14 protein-coding genes and 1 riboswitch are annotated in these 16,813 nt (G+C 71.1%); of the genes, 9 read left to right on the top strand and 5 right to left on the bottom strand.

Going from position 1 to position 16,813, the window contains the following annotated elements; translation table 11 throughout:
• The first annotated feature begins 9 nt into the window (after nt 1-9).
• Nucleotides 10-162, top strand: a complete 153-nt coding sequence (locus ACFSKW_RS14075) for a hypothetical protein (protein WP_379572666.1) — start codon at nt 10-12, stop codon at nt 160-162.
• A 20-nt stretch (nt 163-182) separates the two neighbouring features.
• On the opposite strand, the gene ACFSKW_RS14070 is transcribed toward ACFSKW_RS14075, so the two are convergent.
• Together ACFSKW_RS14070 and ACFSKW_RS14065 are read right to left on the bottom strand one after the other, a co-directional pair.
• Nucleotides 183-2,234, bottom strand: coding sequence for a WD40 repeat domain-containing serine/threonine protein kinase (locus tag ACFSKW_RS14070; protein ID WP_379572665.1), 2,052 nt, complete (start codon nt 2,232-2,234; stop codon nt 183-185).
• Between the two features lie 11 nt (nt 2,235-2,245).
• Nucleotides 2,246-3,973, bottom strand: a complete 1,728-nt coding sequence (locus ACFSKW_RS14065; protein WP_379572664.1) for a trypsin-like serine peptidase — start codon at nt 3,971-3,973, stop codon at nt 2,246-2,248.
• A 57-nt stretch (nt 3,974-4,030) separates the two neighbouring features.
• Here ACFSKW_RS14065 and ACFSKW_RS14060 point away from each other — a divergent pair, with 57 nt between their 5' ends.
• The 3 genes from ACFSKW_RS14060 to ACFSKW_RS14050 all read left to right on the top strand — a co-directional run bounded on the left by ACFSKW_RS14060 (nt 4,031) and on the right by ACFSKW_RS14050 (nt 9,041).
• On the top strand, nt 4,031-6,040 hold the full coding sequence (locus ACFSKW_RS14060; RefSeq protein ID WP_379572663.1) for a S9 family peptidase: 2,010 nt from the start codon (nt 4,031-4,033) through the stop codon (nt 6,038-6,040).
• 124 nt (nt 6,041-6,164) lie between these two features.
• Nucleotides 6,165-7,493 carry a TrpB-like pyridoxal phosphate-dependent enzyme gene (locus ACFSKW_RS14055; protein WP_379572662.1) on the top strand — a complete coding sequence of 443 codons (1,329 nt, stop codon included), beginning with the start codon at nt 6,165-6,167 and terminating at the stop codon, nt 7,491-7,493.
• A 249-nt stretch (nt 7,494-7,742) separates the two neighbouring features.
• On the top strand, nt 7,743-9,041 hold the full coding sequence (locus ACFSKW_RS14050; protein ID WP_379572661.1) for a dihydrolipoyl dehydrogenase family protein: 1,299 nt from the start codon (nt 7,743-7,745) through the stop codon (nt 9,039-9,041).
• Here the strand turns inward: ACFSKW_RS14050 and ACFSKW_RS14045 are convergent.
• Complete coding sequence (locus tag ACFSKW_RS14045) at nt 8,968-10,044, bottom strand: AI-2E family transporter (protein WP_379572660.1); 1,077 nt, start codon at nt 10,042-10,044, stop codon at nt 8,968-8,970. The genes ACFSKW_RS14050 and ACFSKW_RS14045 overlap by 74 nt on opposite strands.
• Nucleotides 10,045-10,206: 162 nt before the next feature.
• On the bottom strand, nt 10,207-10,284 hold the full coding sequence (locus ACFSKW_RS14040; protein WP_376773285.1) for a 50S ribosomal protein bL37: 78 nt from the start codon (nt 10,282-10,284) through the stop codon (nt 10,207-10,209).
• Between the two features lie 135 nt (nt 10,285-10,419).
• On the opposite strand from ACFSKW_RS14040, the gene ACFSKW_RS14035 reads away from it, so the two are divergent.
• From ACFSKW_RS14035 to ACFSKW_RS14015, 5 genes are all read left to right on the top strand, one after another.
• Entirely contained in the window at nt 10,420-11,199 is a 780-nt protein-coding gene (locus tag ACFSKW_RS14035) for a DeoR/GlpR family DNA-binding transcription regulator (RefSeq protein WP_379572659.1), read from the top strand.
• Nucleotides 11,196-12,257, top strand: coding sequence for a galactose-1-phosphate uridylyltransferase (galT, locus tag ACFSKW_RS14030; RefSeq protein WP_379572658.1), 1,062 nt, complete (start codon nt 11,196-11,198; stop codon nt 12,255-12,257). The genes ACFSKW_RS14035 and galT overlap by 4 nt, the downstream gene beginning before the upstream one ends.
• Before the next feature lie 67 nt (nt 12,258-12,324).
• Nucleotides 12,325-12,465: riboswitch (cyclic di-AMP (ydaO/yuaA leader) on the top strand.
• Nucleotides 12,466-12,468: 3 nt separating this feature from the next.
• Nucleotides 12,469-13,422 carry a coiled-coil domain-containing protein gene (locus tag ACFSKW_RS14025; RefSeq protein WP_379572657.1) on the top strand — a complete coding sequence of 318 codons (954 nt, stop codon included), beginning with the start codon at nt 12,469-12,471 and terminating at the stop codon, nt 13,420-13,422.
• Nucleotides 13,423-13,498: 76 nt separating this feature from the next.
• The gene (locus tag ACFSKW_RS14020; RefSeq protein WP_379572656.1) at nt 13,499-14,734 is read left to right on the top strand and encodes a cytochrome P450 family protein; all 1,236 of its coding nucleotides are present in this window, start codon (nt 13,499-13,501) and stop codon (nt 14,732-14,734) included.
• 135 nt (nt 14,735-14,869) lie between these two features.
• Nucleotides 14,870-15,376 (top strand): DinB family protein, encoded by a 507-nt coding sequence (locus tag ACFSKW_RS14015; protein ID WP_379572655.1) that lies wholly within the window; start codon nt 14,870-14,872, stop codon nt 15,374-15,376.
• A 2-nt stretch (nt 15,377-15,378) separates the two neighbouring features.
• On the opposite strand, the gene ACFSKW_RS14010 is transcribed toward ACFSKW_RS14015, so the two are convergent.
• On the bottom strand, nt 15,379-16,677 hold the full coding sequence (locus tag ACFSKW_RS14010; protein WP_379572654.1) for a M50 family metallopeptidase: 1,299 nt from the start codon (nt 16,675-16,677) through the stop codon (nt 15,379-15,381).
• Nucleotides 16,678-16,813: the final 136 nt, after the last annotated feature.

Genomic DNA, 16,813 nt, shown 5'->3' with positions numbered 1-16,813 from the left:
ATCTCGGGCATGGGGCCGTCCCCGCCATGCGCACCCGGATCCTGGCGCTGGCCGCCGGCCTCGCGCCGCGAGTTCTGGGGGCTGTTCGCCCTCCCCGACGCGGCCAGGACGCTCAAGGTCAAGATCGCCGACTTCCGCGATCTCCAGGTTCCCGTCCAGTAGCCGTCAGGTGGGCCCGCCGCTCAGGTGAGCCGCCACACGCGCAGGGTGTCGTCGCCTCCCGCGCTCACGACGACCGTCCTGCCGCCGAGCACGGCGGTCGCCAGGCCGAACACGTTGTGGTCGTGGTCCTTGAAAGGCCTGCCCACGTCCTTGCCCGTGGCCAGGTCGTGGACCCTGGCGGTGCCGTCGTTGCCGCCCGAGACCACGAGGGTCCTGCCCGCCACCTCGGCCACGGCGATCGAGTAGACCCAGCCCGAGTGCCCCAGGTACGGCAGGCGCCGCTCGCCGCCCGTCGGCTCGTCCACCCACACCTCCTGGTCTCCGCCGCCGGACAGCACGACGGTTCCGCCGTCGAGGGTGGCGGTCTCGACGACGGAGGCCTGCCCCGTGTGGGTCGTGACGCTCTCGCCTTCCCCGCTGTGGAGGCTCCAGCGCTTCACCTCGCCGTCGGCGCCCGCCGTGAAGAACTCGGCGCCTGCGGCGGCGACGGAGAAGACGGCGCCCGAGTGGCCCTTTCTCCTCTTGCCGATCTCCTTGCGCGTGGACAGGTCCCAGACGCGCACGGAGCCGTCGCGGCCTCCGGTGATCGCCACGGGTCGCCCGTCGTCCTGCGCGACCGCCAGGGAGAACACGGGTTCGCCCTGGTCGATGGGCCGGCCGAGAGGTTTGCGCCGTGCCAGGTCCCACAGCCTGACGGTGCCGTCGTCGCTCCCGGAGACGGCGATCCTGTCGCCGTCCAGGTCGGTGACGGCGACCTTGCGCACCCAGTTGGTGTGGCCCGACAGTCTGGCCAGGGGTCGGCGGGTGGCCAGATCCCACAGGCGGACCGTGCGGTCGCGGGAGCCGGATACCACGACCTGCCTGCCGCCCACGGAGGTCGTCGCGACGGTCTCGACGTCGTCGGTGTGGCCGCGCAGCGTGCCGAGCGCCTTGCCGACCGCGTCGGCGGAGAACCTCGGGGGTGAGGGGGCCGCGGTGGGGGTGGGCCCGGGTCCGGCGGTGGAGGTCGGCGCCGTGGTCACGCCTGCGGGCGAAGGGCTGACGGTCGTGGCCGAGGTGACGGTGGGGACGGGCGGGTCCGCGCTCAGCCACGACGGCACCGCGATCGCGGCTCCCGTCACGACGGCCGCGCAGGCGACGGCGGCCACGCCGTAGGCGACCTTCCTCCTGGCCCTGCTCGGGACCGTGTCGAGACCCTGGCCGAGCGGGTCGGTCCGGTGGGGAGAGTGGGCGGCCCCCGGGGGCGCGGAGCGGTGGGAGATGAGGGCCAGCATCGCCTGGGAGGCGGAGGGGCGCGCCGCGGGGTCCTTGGTCAGGCAGTGGGCCAGGAGCTGCCGCAGTTCGTCCGGGATGGCCGACAGGTCGGGCTCGGCCGTCAGGATGCGGTGCAGGACGGCGGGGATGCTGTCGTGGCCGAAGGGGGGCCGTCCCGTCGCGGCGAACACCATCGTTGCCGCCCAGCTGAAGACGTCGGAGGCGGCGCCGACCCGCTGCCCGCCGATCTGTTCGGGCGACATGTAGGTGGGTGTGCCGACGACGCCGCTGGTCGTGGTGCCCATGGTGTCGAGCGCCCGCGAGATGCCGAAGTCGATGACCCTGGGCCCGTCGGGTCCGAGCAGCACGTTGGCCGGTTTGAAGTCGCGGTGGACGATGCCCGCCTGGTGGATGGCGGCGAGCGCGGTGGCGGTGCCGACCGCGATCCTGTGCAGCGCCGCGCCCGAGCGCGGGCCTTCCCGCTCGACGCTCTTCTGCAGGGAGACACCGTCGATGTACTCGCTGACCACGTACGGCGCGCCGTCGCTCTCGCCCGCGTCGAGGACCCGCGCGGTGCAGAACTCCGCCACCTGCCTGGCCAGCTCGATCTCGCGCAGGAAGCGGGCGCGCACGTCGGGGCCGTCGGCGTGGCGCGCGTGCAGCAGCTTGACCGCGACGCGCTCGCCGTCGCCCGTCTCCGCGAGGTAGACCGCGCCCTGGCCGCCCTCACCCAGCCGGTCGAGCAGCCTGTACGGCCCGAGCCGTACCGGATCTCCTGGCTTGAGCATCGCGCCCCTGTCCGTCTGTTGTGCGGGCATTCGGGCGAACATCATCCCAAGGCGGCGGAGACGGTGCGCGCGATGGCCGGGTGAGAGAGGTATTCCTCCACGTCGTGGGCGCGCTGCAACGGGTTGTCCACCGCGCGCTCGTCCACCTGGCACTTCCAGTCGTCGCCGAGCGGGCAGCCGATGCACACGGGGTCGGAAGGGCACCAGGCGTTGAGCCACGCCCCGACCCCGGGTGGCCGGGAGGTGCCGCCCGCCAGCAGGTTGCGGTGCACGGCGTCGAGGCCGAGCGGGCTGCCCGCGGTGACGAGCAGCGGCACCCGCACCCGTGCGGGGAGCGAGGCCATGAGGTCCATGGCCACGACGCTGCCGAGACCGTGCGCCACGACCACGAGCGGGCCCGAGCGCGGCACCGTGCCGAGGACGGCGTCGAGGACGCGGCGCCGTACAGCGTGATCGTCGAGGTAGGTCGCGACGTCGCGGAAGACGCAGGCGATGAGCGCCTTGTCAAGGTTGGTGGCGGAGGCCAGCCAGGCCAGCGCCCCGTGCAGGCCGGTGAGCAGGCCTTCGCGCCGGGAGTCCTGCGGCATCCCCGCCATCATGGCCGCCTCGCCGACGAGCTGCTCGTACAGCAGCCGCGCGGTGGGCGAGGCGGGCGCCTCGGGGGCCGGCTCGGCGAGCCGGTCGGCGTAGGTGGGAAGCCACACGTCGCCCGGGTCGAGGGTGGGCAGGTCGGCGAGCGTGAGGCCCTTGTTCAGCCCGGCCGTCCACCGCCTGCGCGTCGCCGTGGGATCGAGGCGTTCCTGGCCCGTGCCGGGCAGGAACAGCAGATGCCTTCCGCCGCCGAAGGCGGTGGGCCGCGCCACGAGACCCGTGCAGGCAGGGGCGGGAACGGGCCGCCCGGCTACGGCGGGCGGGCCCAGCCCGGCGGCGGGCCCCATCTCGGCGAGCAGGACCCGCACCTCGGCGGCCACCTCGCGCCCCGCCAGGTGGGCCAGGATGGCGCTGACCCGCACACCCGTGTTCGACGCCCTGCCCTGCCCGCCCTGCGGATCGTCGAGCGCGGCGTGGTGCAGCGCGACGACCTCCCACTGGTCGTTGAAGACCGGCGAACCTGGGCTGCCAGGCTCGGCGCCGGTCGTGTACAGCAGGCGCAGCTCGGACTGCTCGCGCAGCTCGTTGTGCCTGATGGAGATCTCCTTCGGCCTGCCGGGCGGGTGGCCGACCACGTTCACGGACTCTCCTGCGACGATCTTGCCCTGCTGGGCGATGAGGGGGTTCCAGCCGAACAGCGCTCCCGCCTCCGTCCCGTCTGTCCCGGCCTTCACCAGGACGAGGGTGTAACCGAGGCGTTCGTCGGTGAGGAAGCAGCCGTCCGGGTCGAGCCGGAACCTGGCCGGCGGCTGCGGCCGGTCGCCGGCGCCCGGCCCTGCGCCGAACTCCGCGATCACGCCGAGCGCCGAGGACGGCGTGGGCAGCACGTGATGGGCGGTGAGCAGCAGCCTGGGCGAGACCATGAAGCCCGTGCCGGGGGTGCCGGCGGAGATCCGCGCGACAGAGGTGACGGCCCTGGCTCCTCTGGCGAGGAAGGTGGCGTCCCGGGAGCCGGCCGCCACCCCGATGATGCGCTCGTACAGCGGCGCGCCCCTGGCGACTCCCTCGCCGAGGAGCCGCTCGATGGCCGAGACGGGCACCTGCCCCTGAGCCACCAGGCGTTCCGCCCTGGCCGCGAGCTGCTCCACGTCGTCCACGATGCGCGCGATGGGGTTCATGCGCCCAACGTGCTCCGCGGCCGTGGCGATCGCATGAGTAGGGCCATACTCAGGATCATGACCTTTCCCCGCCAGTACGCCAGAACCGCCAGATTCCGCCATGGGACCCCCCGCGACTTCACCGTCTCCCCCGACGGGCGACGGGTGGTCTTCCTGCGCTCGCTCGGCGCCGAGGACCCGGTCAACCGGCTCTGGACGTTCGATGTGGATGCGGGCGAGGAGCGCCTCGTCGTCGACCCCGGCGCGCTGCCCGACGCCGAGCCGTCCGAGGCCGAGCGCGCCCACAGGGAGCGCACCCGCGAGTACTCGGGCGGCATCACCGCCTATGCCACCGACGCCGCCGTCACCAAGGCGGTCTACACGCTCAACGGCCGGCTGTACCTGGTGGAGCTGGACAGCGGGGCGGTCAAGGACCTCGGCTGCGAGGGCTCGGACCCGCGTCTGGACCCGACCGGCACGAGGGTCGCCTACGTCGCCGACGGCGCGTTGCGGGTGGTGGGGGGCGGCCTGTCGGTCGACCCCGACGGGCCCGAGGTGACCTGGGGCCTGCCGGAGCACGTCGCCGCCGAGTCGATGTACCGCCACCGGGGCCACTGGTGGTCGCCGGACGGCGCCGTGCTGCTGGCCGCCCGGGTCGACAACACGCCCGTCGAGCGCTGGCACGTCGCCGACCCCGCCAACCCGGCGAGCCCGCCGCGCGTCATGGCCTATCCGAGGGCGGGCACGCCGAACGCGGACGTCTCGCTCTGGCTGGTCTCCATGGACGGCGGCAGGATCGAGGTGCGGTGGGACCGCGCGGCCTTCGAGTACGTCGCCCGTGTCGCCTGGACCGCCCACGACCTGCTCGTGCAGGTGCAGAGTCGCGACCAGCGCACGACCAGGATCCTGTCCGTCGCGCCCACGGGCGAGACCACGGCGGTGCACGAGGACACCGACACGGCGTGGGTGGAGCTCGTGGCCGGCGTGCCCGCCCGTACCGCCGGCGGCGCGCTCGTCCGCACCGCCGACGTCGGCGACACCCGCCACCTGGTGGTCGGCGACGCGCCCGTCACCCCGCGCGGGCTGCAGGTCGTCGCGGTGCTGGGCGTGGACGGCGACACCGTCCTCTTCCAGGCGACGGACGAGCCGACCGAACGCCACCTGTACGCCTACGACGGCACCCTGACCAGGCTCACGACCGAGCCCGGCGTCCACACGGGCGTGCGCGCGGGCGGTACGACCGTCGTCGTCTCCCGCACGCTCGACCGGCACGGCGTGCGCGTCCGCGCCGGTGAGCACGAGATCGCCTCCGTGGCGGCCACACCCGCGCTGCGCCCGCGGGTCACGCTGCTGCGCCTCGGCGAGCGCGAGCTGCGCTCGGCCCTGCTGTTCCCGAAGGGCCATGTCGAGGGATCCGCTCGGCTGCCCGTCCTCCTCGACCCGTACGGCGGGCCGCACGGCAGCCGCGCGACCGCCGTGCTGGACGACTACCTGGTCTCGCAGTGGTTCGCCGACCAGGGCTACGCCGTCCTGGTGACCGACGGAAGGGGCACGCCCGCCAGGGGTCCCGTGTGGGAGCGGACGATCAAGGGCGACAAGCTCAGCCACGCGCTGGAGGACCAGATCGACGCCCTGCGCGCGGCCGCCGCGGCCCACCCCGACCTCGATCTCGGCAGGGTGGGCATCAGGGGCTGGTCGTTCGGCGGCTACCTGGCCGCGGCCGCCGTCCTGCGCCATCCCGAGGTCTTCCACGCCGCCGTCGCGGGCGCGCCGGTCACGGACGCCCGCCTGTACGACACCCACTGGCAGGAGCGCTATCTCGACCAGGACGCCGCAGCCTACGACCGCAGCACGCTCATCGGGGACGCGCCCAAGCTGAGCAGGCCCCTGCTGCTCGTCCACGGCCTCGCCGACGACAACGTGTTCGCCGCGCACACGCTCCGCCTGTCCAGCGCGCTGCTGGAGGCGGGCCGCCCGCACGCCGTGCTTCCGCTGTCGGGGGTGTCGCACATGACGCCGCAGGAGGCGGTCGCCGAGAACCTCCTGCTGTTCCAGCTGGACTTCCTCGACCGCAGTCTCAAGGACTGACCCTCGGTCGGCGGCGGCCGCGCGGTGACCGTCCTCACCTGCGCGGCCGACCCGTCGCGGTCGTGCCGCAAGCCGTGGCCGGATTCCGCTGGAACGCCGGGGTGGACGGGTTCAGTATGGGTTGATGACGCCCAGCCACTGGTACAACATCGTTCCCGACCTGCCCGCCCCGCCCCCGCCGCCGCTGCACCCTGGCACGATGCGGCCGGTGGGACCGGAGGATCTCGCGCCGCTGTTCCCGATGGACCTGATCGCCCAGGAAGTGAGCACCGACAGGTTCGTCGAGATCCCGCAGGAGGTGCTCGACGTCTACCGGCTGTGGCGGCCGACGCCGCTGATGCGGGCCCACCGCCTGGAGAGGGCCCTCGGCACGCCCGCCCGCATCTACTACAAGTACGAGGGCGTCTCGCCTGCGGGCTCGCACAAGCCCAACACCGCGGTGCCGCAGGCCTACTACAACGCCAAGCAGGGCGTCCGCCGCCTCACCACCGAGACGGGCGCGGGGCAGTGGGGCTCGTCGCTGGCCTTCGCCTGCGCCCAGTTCGGGCTCGAGTGCGAGGTGTGGATGGTGCGCGCCTCCTACGACCAGAAGCCCTACCGGCGCTCTCTCATGCAGGTGTACGGCGCGACCGTGCACGCCAGCCCCTCGCCCTTGACCGGAGCGGGAAGCAAGGTGCTGGCCGACGATCCGGACTCGCCGGGCAGCCTGGGCATCGCGATCAGCGAGGCGGTCGAGGTGGCCGGCGCGTCGGACGACACCCGCTACGCGCTCGGCTCGGTGCTCAACCACGTGCTGATGCACCAGACCGTCATCGGTGAGGAGGCGCTCCAGCAGCTGCCTGAGATGCCCGACGTCGTCATCGGCTGCACGGGCGGCGGCTCGAACTTCGCCGGCCTTGTCTTCCCGTTCCTGCGCGAGAAGCTGGCGGGCAGGATCGCGCCGGTGCTGCGGGCGGTCGAGCCCGAGGCCTGCCCCTCGTTCACCCGTGGGGTCTACGCCTACGACTTCGGCGACACGGCGGGGTTCACGCCGCTGCTGAAGATGCACACACTCGGGCACGACTTCGTCCCCGATCCGATCCACGCGGGCGGGCTGCGCTACCACGGGATGTCGCCGCTGCTGTCGCACATGTACGAGCTGGGGCTGTTCGAGGCGGTCGCCAAGTCCCAGACCGAATGCTTCGAGGCGGGGGTCCGTTTCGCCAGGACCGAGGGCATCGTGCCCGCCCCCGAACCGACGCACGCGCTGGCCGAGACGATCGCCGAGGCGCTGCGCTGCAAGGAGAGCGGGGAGGAGAAGGTCATCCTGACCGCGCTGTGCGGGCACGGTCACTTCGACCTGGCGGCCTACGACCGCTACCTGGCGGGCGGGATGGAGGACTTCGCCCTGCCCGAGGAGCGGATCTCGCAGTCGCTGTCGGCGCTGCCCGTCATCCGGACGCCTTCCGCCTGATCGAGGGGAAGCACGGGGCCGTGCGAAGGAAGGTCCTGATGCCGATCCTGGCCATCGCGTTCTCGCCGGCGAACTGCTCGGCGGCCCTGAGGGAGTCGCGGACGGCGCGAAGCCGTACTCGCGCATCCGGCTCTCGTAGCCGGCGATGGCCTCGATCGGCGGTCGTGCCGTCCTCCCAGGGGCGGCGCCGACGCTCGCGGAGACGCGGTGACCCTTGGGCGGTTCAGGGGGAAGGGCTAGCGTGGGTTGATGGATGTCGATGTGATCGTGCTGGGCATGGGTCCCGGTGGCGAGGACGCGGCGGGGCGACTGGCAGAGGCGGGGCTGAAGGTCGCGGGGGTCGAGGCGAACCTGGTCGGCGGTGAGTGCCCCTACTGGGGCTGCATCCCCTCCAAGATGATGGTCACCGCCGCGAACGAGGTGGCGGCAGGAGGTCTGGCGCCCGACTGGGCCCCCGTCGCGCGCAGGATCCGCGAGGAGGCGACCGACGACTGGAACGACAAGGTGGCCGCCGACCGGTTCACGGCCAAGGGCGGCATCCTGGTCAGAGGACACGGGCGCGTCACGGGGCCGGACGAGGTGACCGTGGGCGAGCAGGTCATCAGGGCGTCGCGGGGCATCGTGATCGCCGGCGGGTCACAGCCCGCCATACCGCCGATCAGGGGGCTGGACGGCACGCCGTACTGGACCAACCACGAGGCGATAGAGACCGAGACGGTCCCCGACTCGCTCGTCGTGCTCGGCGGCGGCGCGATCGGCGTCGAGCTGGCGCAGGTGTTCTCGCGGTTCGGCGCCGAGGTGACGGTGCTGGAGGGGGCCGACAGGCTGCTGTCCACGGAGGAGCCCGAGGCGAGCGCGCTGGTGGAGAAGGTGTTCACCGACGAGGGCATCGGGGTGCGCACGAGCGTGAAGGTCGACGAGGTTGGCTACGCGGACGGCCGTTTCACTCTCGCGGGGGTCGCGGCCGAGAGGCTGCTGGTGACCACGGGCCGCAGGGTCGACCTCGCGGCTCTGGGCGTCGGCGCGATCGGGCTGGACGAGAGCGCGAAGGCGGTCCCGGTGGACGAGAGGATGCGCGTCGCCGAAGGGGTCTGGGCGCTGGGTGACGCGGTCGGCAAGGGCGCGTTCACGCACATGTCGGTGTACCACGCCGACATCATCGTCAGGCAGATCCTCGGCGAGCCCGTCCACGAGGCGGAGTATCACGCGGTGCCGAGGGTGACGTTCACCGACCCGGAGGTGGGCGCGGTGGGGCTGACCGAGGCGCAGGCCAGGGAGCGGGGGCTCGACGTCAGGGTGTCCTTCACCGACCTGGCGGCCTCGACGCGCGGCTGGATCGCGCGGGCGGAGGGGTTCGTCAAGCTGGTCGCCGCCGACGGGGTCCTGGTCGGGGCCACGAGCGCGGGTCCGTGCGGCGGCGAGGTGCTCGCCATGCTGACGCTGGCCGTCCACGCGAGGATCCCGGTCGAACGGCTCAGCCAGATGATCTACGCTTACCCGACGTTCCACCGGGCCGTGTCGTCCGCTCTTCCCGGGCTTCTCCGCTGACCAGCGGGATCGCCCAGCGGGTGCCAGGGTCCGCGTCGACGAGCAGGGCCCTGGCCAGCGCGGAGAGCGGCACGGCGAGGATGGCGCCGAGCACGCCGAGCACGACCGACCACACCAGCAGCGACAGCATCGTCACGGTGGTCGACAGGCCCGCCGACTCCCCCGCGTACTTCGGCTGGATCACCGACTGGATGACGAAGTTGAGCACGCTGTAGACGACGATCACCCACACCATGGTGACCCAGCCCGAGTCCAGCAGGGCCAGCAGGGCGGGCGGGACGAGCCCGAGGATGAAGCCGATGTTGGGGATGTAGTTGGTGATGAAGGCCAGCAGCCCCCACAGCAGCGGCAGCGGCACGCCGAGCAGCCACAGCGCACCCGCGTCGAGCACGGCCACGACAAGGCCGAAGATGCTGGAGACCACGAGATAGCGGCAGGTGCTCCTGGTGAAGTCGGTCAGCGCGCGCACCAGGTCGGGCCTGGTTCCCTCCAGCTTGCGGACGGCCGTCTGGGTGGGCCCCGCGTCCAGGCTCATGCCGTACACCAGCAGGAGGATCAGCACGAAGGCGGACACGACGCCGAGCAGACTGGACAGGAAGCCCTGCACGAGCGGCACGAGCTTGCTGGGGTCCAGCGCCTTGACCGCGGCGCTGATCTGGTCAGGGGTGATGCCGAAGGTGCCGAGCCACCGCGTGACCCCCGCGGCCATCGCGTTGTACTCGTCGGTGTAGGTGGGCAGCAGGCCGGCCAGCTGTGCGATCGAGACGACAAGCGAGCTCACGAACGCCAGCAGGACCAGCAGGACGACCAGCAGCGGCACGGTCATCAGCACCCATGGGGGCGCGCCGCGCCGCTTCAGCCATGAACGCAGCGGGCTGACCGCGATCGTCAGCGTGAGGGCAAGGAAGGCGGGGCCCACGATCGCGCTGACGCTCCTGAGACCCGCGAGCACGATCATCGCGGCCGCGAGGCCGATGAGGATCCGCAGTCCACGCGACATCATGCGTCACACTATGGCGACCGCCGCCGGTGGAAGCCGGTAACCGCGCCGGTCACCGTGACGCGCAGGCCTCCGACGGCCTGTCACACCGTTTCGCGTCCGGGCCTTTCGCGGGGCCCGCAGGAGGGATGAACATCGGGTACGAGCAGTACCCGATGTCCTACCTCAGCGAGCGTTGGGGCGCTTGCCGTGGTTGGCCGCCTTCTTCTTGCGGGCCTTGGTCTTGCGTGCGCGCTTGGCCATGATTTACCTCCTCACGTGATGATCCCAACCTCTCGCGAACGCGTCTCTCGCGACAAGGGCTTTGCCGGATCCCACTCCCCATGTTTCAACATAGATGTGTCATAATTTGGTGGAATCTGTTGGAAGGAGGGGTACGTGCTCGCACCACAGCGACAGCAGGCGATCCTGGAGCGCGTCCGCCGCAGCGGCGGAGTCCGGGTGGCCGACCTCGTGCGCGAGCTCGGCGTCTCCGACATGACCATACGCAGGGATCTGGAGGCGCTCGCCGAGCGAGGCCTGCTGGAGAAGGTCCACGGCGGCGCCACGATCAACGGCCCAGGCTCCACCGAGGAGCCCGGCTTCGCCGCCAAGTCGATGCGCCAGCAGCCGGAGAAGGACGCGATCGCCCGCAGGGCCGCCACGCTCGTCCGTCCCGGCACGGCCGTCGCCCTGTCGGCGGGCACGACCACATGGACGCTGGCCCACCACCTGGTCGATGTGCCGGACCTGACCGTCATCACCAACTCCATCCCCGTGGCCGACGTCTTCCACCGCAGCCCGCGCGCCGACCGCACGGTCGTGCTGACCGGCGGCGTCCGCACGCCCTCCGACGCCCTCGTCGGGCCCGTCGCCGTCGCGGCGATCAGGCGGTTGCACGTGGACACGCTCTTCCTCGGCGTGCACGGCATGAGCACGAGAGCGGGGTTCACCACCCCGAACCTGCTGGAGTCGGAGACCGACAGGGAGCTGGTGGCCTCCGCCCACCGCCTGGTGGTCCCCGCAGACCACACCAAGTGGGGCACGGTCGGCATCAGCACGATCGCGGAACTGTCGGAGGCCGACGTCGTCATCAGCGACGCGAACCTGCCGGAGGAGGCCCGCGCGGAGCTGGCCGAGCGGGCGGGAGAACTGATCATCGCGGAGGAAACGAAGTGAAGCGCACCATCGCGCACATGGCCGACGGCCGGGAGCTGATCTACTTCGATCGGCGCGACGACGCCGACAGGAGCGCGATCGACGAGCGCGAGCTGCCGCCCAGGCCGGTCGCCTCCGAGCTGCGCTACGACCCGCTCACCGAGGAGTGGGTGGCGATGGCGGGCCACCGGCAGACCCGTACCTTCCTGCCTCCGGCCAACGAGTGCCCGCTGTGCCCGACCAGGCCCGGGATGCCGACCGAGATCCCCGCGCCGGACTACGACGTGGTCGTCTTCGAGAACAGGTTCCCCAGCTTCTCCACCAACCTGGGCTCCTACACCGATCCAGGCGGCCTGAGCGAGGTGCGCCCTGGCGTCGGGCGCTGCGAGGTGGTCTGCTTCACCTCCGACCACGACTCCTCCTTCTCCGCCCTCTCCGACGAGCAGGTGGAGCTGGTCATGGAGGCATGGGCCGACCGCACGGCCGAGCTGTCGGCGATCCCCGGTGTGGAGCAGGTGTTCTGCTTCGAGAACAGGGGCGCCGAGATCGGCATCACGCTGGCCCACCCCCACGGCCAGATCTACGCCTACCCGTACGTGACCCCGCGCACCCGCCGGCACCTGGCGGCCGCGGCGGGCCGGCCGAACCTGTTCGCCGACGTGCTCGCCGCGGAGCGCGCGGGCGAGCGTGTGGTCGCCGGCAACGAGCTGTGGACCGCGTTCGTGCCGGCCGCCGCCCGCTACCCGTTCGAGGTCCACCTCTACCCGCACCGCCAGGTGCCCGACCTGGCCGCCCTCACCCAGGAGGAGCGCGCCGCCTTCGGTCCCGTCTACACCCGTGTGCTGAGAGCGCTCGACGGCCTGTTCGGCGTGGTCATGCCGTACGTCGCCGCCTGGCATCAGGCCCCCGTGCGGCGGGGTCGTGACCTGGCCTATCTCCACATGGAGCTGTTCAGCATCCGCAGAGCCCCGGAGAAGCTGAAGTACCTCGCGGGCTCGGAGTCGGCGATGGGGGCGTTCGTCAACGACGTGCTGCCGGAGGAGGCCGCGCGGCTTCTGCGCGCTCAGGTAGATCACTGATTTGGTGTCCGATTTAGGTCGCATTACCGCTGGTTTACTACTAACATCCCTTTTCGTCGGCTTTCACAGCCGTTACATGCCTAATCCCGGGCGCGTCGCCCGGGAGCCGGGGACCCACCAAGAACCTGGGGTGAATCCACGTCTGTGGTAGGGCCGCATCTCCCGCCCGAACCCGTCAGCTAACCCGGCCGGCAGACGGAGAGGATCGTTCGTGGCGTCCCCCACGTCTCGTTTCGCATGCGGTGCTCTTGCCGCGCTGTCCCTCATCATCGGTTCCGCGACGGCGGCCTCGGCTGCCCCCAAGCCGTCCGAGCCCACGTTGCGCGCCGAGTTGAAGGAGCTCAATACCAAGGTCGACAAGCTCATCGAGCGCTACAACGCCAAGCGGGTCTCGCTCGCCGAGGCCCGGAAGGCCGCCAAGACGGCGAAGAAGCGGCTGGCGACGGCCGAGCAGACGCTGGCCAAGGCCGAAGCCGAGGCCTCCAAGATCACCGAGATGCGCTACCAGGCCAGCACCCCCGACCTGCCGATGCTGCTCTACACCCCCGACCTCAACACCGCCGCGCTGCTCGAGCAGATGAGCGCCGAGCAGGATGCCGTGGTCAAGAGCGTCGCCGCGGCCCGCGACACCAAGAAGCAGGCCGCCACCGACGCGATCGCGCTCGCCGACCGGATCAAGACGGAGGCCGACCAGGTCGCCGACGACCGGAAGGAGGCCGAGGGCATGATCAAGAACATCGAGAAGAAGCTGCAGGGCCTCGTGCCGACGGGGCCGGGGCGCAAGAGCGACGGAAGCTGGGCGCCCGAGCTGCCCACGGGCTCGGAGAACATCACGCCGCGGACCAGGCTCATGCGCGACACGATCAAGAAGTCGTTCGCGCTGCCGTTCGAGGTGGGCTGCTACCGGTCGGGCGGCAGCGGAGAGCATCCGCTCGGGCGCGCCTGCGACTTCATGATGAGCTCGGGCGGCGCCACTCCGACGGCCGCCAACAGGACGCTCGGCGACCAGGTCGCCGCGTGGGCGATGAAGAACCAGAGCCGCCTGGGCATCAAGTACGTGATCTGGCGGCAGCGCATCAACAGCGGCAGCGGCTGGCGGGCGATGTCCGACCGAGGCAGCATCACCGCCAACCACTACGACCACGTGCACATCTCGATGAACTGATCCTTGCAGGGGGTCGGCGGCGAGCGTACGTTTGACTCGATGACCAGATTCATCCTTCCGGTCACGAGAGGCGCTCATGAAGACCGTCAACCTGATGGACCCCGGCCTGCTGACCGATCCCTACAGGGGTTTCGCCCAGCTCAGGGAGGAGGCGCCCGTCCTCCGCGCCTCCTTCCCCGGGCAGGACACCCCGATCTGGCTGGTCACCCGGTACGACGACGTCAAGTCCGTGCTGAGCGACCACCGCTTCGTCAACGACCCCGGCAACGTGCCCGGCGCCGAGGTCACCGACATGCGGGAGAAGCTGACACAGGCCAGAGGCGTCCCGCCCGAATACGCCCGCTACCTCACCGACGGGATCCTCGATCTCGACGGCGACGACCACCTCAGGCTGCGCAGGCTGGTCTCGCGCGCCTTCACCGCCAGGCGGGTGACGGAACTGCGGCCCAGGGTGGAGGAGATCAGCGCCGAGCTCCTCGACGCGCTGCCGACCGACCGCGTGGTCGACCTCGTCGAGGAGTACGCCTACCCGCTTCCCATCACCGTCATCTGCGAGCTCGTCGGCATCCCTGAGGCCGACCGCGCCCAGTGGAGGGTCTGGGGCGCTCGCATGACGACGATGGAGCCCGGCGCCCTCGCCGAGCCGCTCGTCGGCGTCGTCGAGTACATCCGCGACCTCATCCCCCGTCGCCGCGCCGAGCCCGCCGACGACCTGCTCACCGGGCTGATCAGAGCCCACGACGAGGACGGCGACCGCTTCACCGACACCGAGCTGATCACCATGGTGCTCACGCTCGTCCTCGCGGGCCACGAGACCACCGCCCACCTGATCGGGAACGGCGCCGCCGCCCTGCTCACCCATCCCGACCAGCTCGCCAGACTCCGCGCGGAGCCGTCGCTGGTGCCGCGCGCCGTCCATGAGCTCATGCGCTGGTGCGGACCCGTCCACGGCACGCGCATGCGCTACGCCGCCGAGGACGTCGAGGTCGGCGGCACGGTGGTCAGGCGAGGCGAGCCCGTGATGGCGCTGATCGTCAGCGCGAACGGCGATCCGCGCAGGTTCGGCGACCCCGACAGGCTCGACATCGCCCGGGAGCCCGACAGCAGGCGCGAGGTCCACGTGGGCTTCGGACACGGCCTGCACTACTGCCTGGGAGCGGCCCTGGCCCGCCAGGAGGGCGAGGTGGCCTTCAGCGGGCTGCTGTCGCGCTTTCCACGCCTGCGTCTCGCCGTGGCTCCCGAGAAGCTGGAACGGCAGCCGCTCCCCATGTCGTGGCGCCTGGCGAGCCTCCCCGTGCTGCTGGACGGCTGACCGCGTTCCGCTTTCCGAGGAAGATCGCTACGACGGCCGGCGATCGAGCCGGTGGTGGAGCCGCGCGAGCATCCCATCCCCCACGCCGGCCGTCAGGGCGCGCCGTACTTGACGGCGGGTCCATAATCACACGTTATGACTGATACTCGGATGATCACCCCGTTCGTCGCGGGCGAGCGGGAGATGCTCGACGCCTGGCTCGACTGGCACCGTGAGACGCTCGCGATCAAATGCGCGGGCCTGACCGACGACCGACTGCGCGAGCGCTCGGCGGCGCCGTCCACGCTGTCGCTGCTCGGCCTGCTGCGCCACATGGCCGACGTGGAGCGCAGTTGGTTCCGCAGGCACCTGATGGGCGAGGACGTCCCGCGCCTGCACTCGACGCCCGACCGGCCCGACGACGCCTTCGACGACATCGCCACGATGACGGGTGAGCAGGCACTGGAGGCCTGGCGCGCCGAGATCGCCTACGCCAGGAAGGTGTCGGCGGGCCTCCCGCTCGACACGATCGGCAGGACGCTGCGCCACGGCAACGAGGTGTCACTGCGCTGGATCATGGTGCACATGATCGAGGAGTACGCCCGCCACAACGGTCACGCCGACCTGCTGCGCGAGCGGATCGACGGCGTGACGGGCGAGTGACCTCAGCCTGACAGCTTGATCGGGTTGACCAGGTCGGCGTAGACGAGCAGACCCGCCATGACGATCATCACCATGGCGAGCGCGTACGTCAGCGGCAGCACCTTGGCGATGTCGACGTAGCCGGGCTCGGGTCGCCGCATGACCCGGGCGTAGGCCCGCTTGAGCCCTTCCCACAGGCCGCCCGCGATGTGGCCGCCGTCGAGCGGCAGCAGCGGGATCAGGTTGAACATGCCGATCGCCAGGTTGAAGCCGGCCAGCAGGTTGACCAGCTCGAAGAGCTTGTCCTTGACCGGAAGGCCCGAGGCGGCGATCTCGCCGCCGATGCGCCCCGCGCCGACGACGCCGATGGGCCCGTTGGGGTCGCGCTCCTCGCCCGAGAAGGCGGCGTGCCACACGCCGACCATCCGCTGCGGCAGGTTGACCAGCGACTCGGCCACGTGGCCCGTCAGCGTGGCCATGTAGCCGATCACGGTGCCGAAGCTCTGCTGCTCGTAGATCCTGGTGGCCTGGACGCCGAGGAAGCCCTCGCCCTTGGTCTTGGCGGTGGGGTCGTCGATGGCCTCCCTGCCGATGAGCGTGACGTTGAGCGTCATCGGCCTGCCGTCGCGGATGATGCCGACCGTGACGGGGCCCGGGCCGTTCTTCCTGATCTTCTGGGTGGCCTCTTCCCAGTTGGCGACCTTGACGCCGTTGAAGGCGACGATCCTGTCGCCCGCCTTCATGCCCGCCTTGGCGGCGGGCGTCGGCTGGTCGCCTGCCGCGCAGACCGTGCGGGTCTGGCCGTGGGGGACGACGCAGGCGTTGGTGTCGGGCGAGACCACGGGCGACAGGCCCGGCAGTCCGATGCCGACGAGCAGGATCGTGAACAGCACGAAGGCCAGCACGAAGTTCATCAGCGGGCCGCCGAACATGATGATGACCTTCTGCCACCACTTCTTGCGGTAGAAGACACGGTCCTCGTCGCCGGGGCCGACCTCCTCCTGCGCGACGTCCCTCGCGGTGTCGATCAACCCCTGGAACGGCCCGGTCGAGGCTCTCCGCAGCTTGGTCGGATCGTCACCGGGACGGGGCGGCAGCATCCCGATCATCCGGATGTAGCCGCCGAACGGGATCCACTTGATCCCGTACTCGGTCTCGCCCCTCCGCCTCGACCACATGGTGCCGCCGAAGCCCACCATGTACTGCGTCACCCTGACGCCGAACAGCTTGGCGGGAACGAGGTGACCGATCTCGTGCAGCCCGATGGAGGCCATCAGGCCGAGCACGAAGATGACGATCCCCGCGATGTAGAGCCAGATCATCTACGCGCGCTCCATGGCTGAGGAGAAGGTCCGACAAGCCCAGAGTAGTCGAACAATCCGATGCTGAACGGCTTGCGCGTCCTTTGCGGAATCCGGAGACCGCGTTGACAGTACGCAGTCACACGATCACTCTAGG

This window comes from Nonomuraea mangrovi, assembly GCF_042681425.1.
In the GTDB taxonomy this organism is placed as follows: domain Bacteria; phylum Actinomycetota; class Actinomycetes; order Streptosporangiales; family Streptosporangiaceae; genus Nonomuraea; species Nonomuraea mangrovi.
The sequence above is the reverse complement of the archived record's forward strand: the minus strand, read 5'-3'. Positions and strand labels throughout refer to the sequence as shown.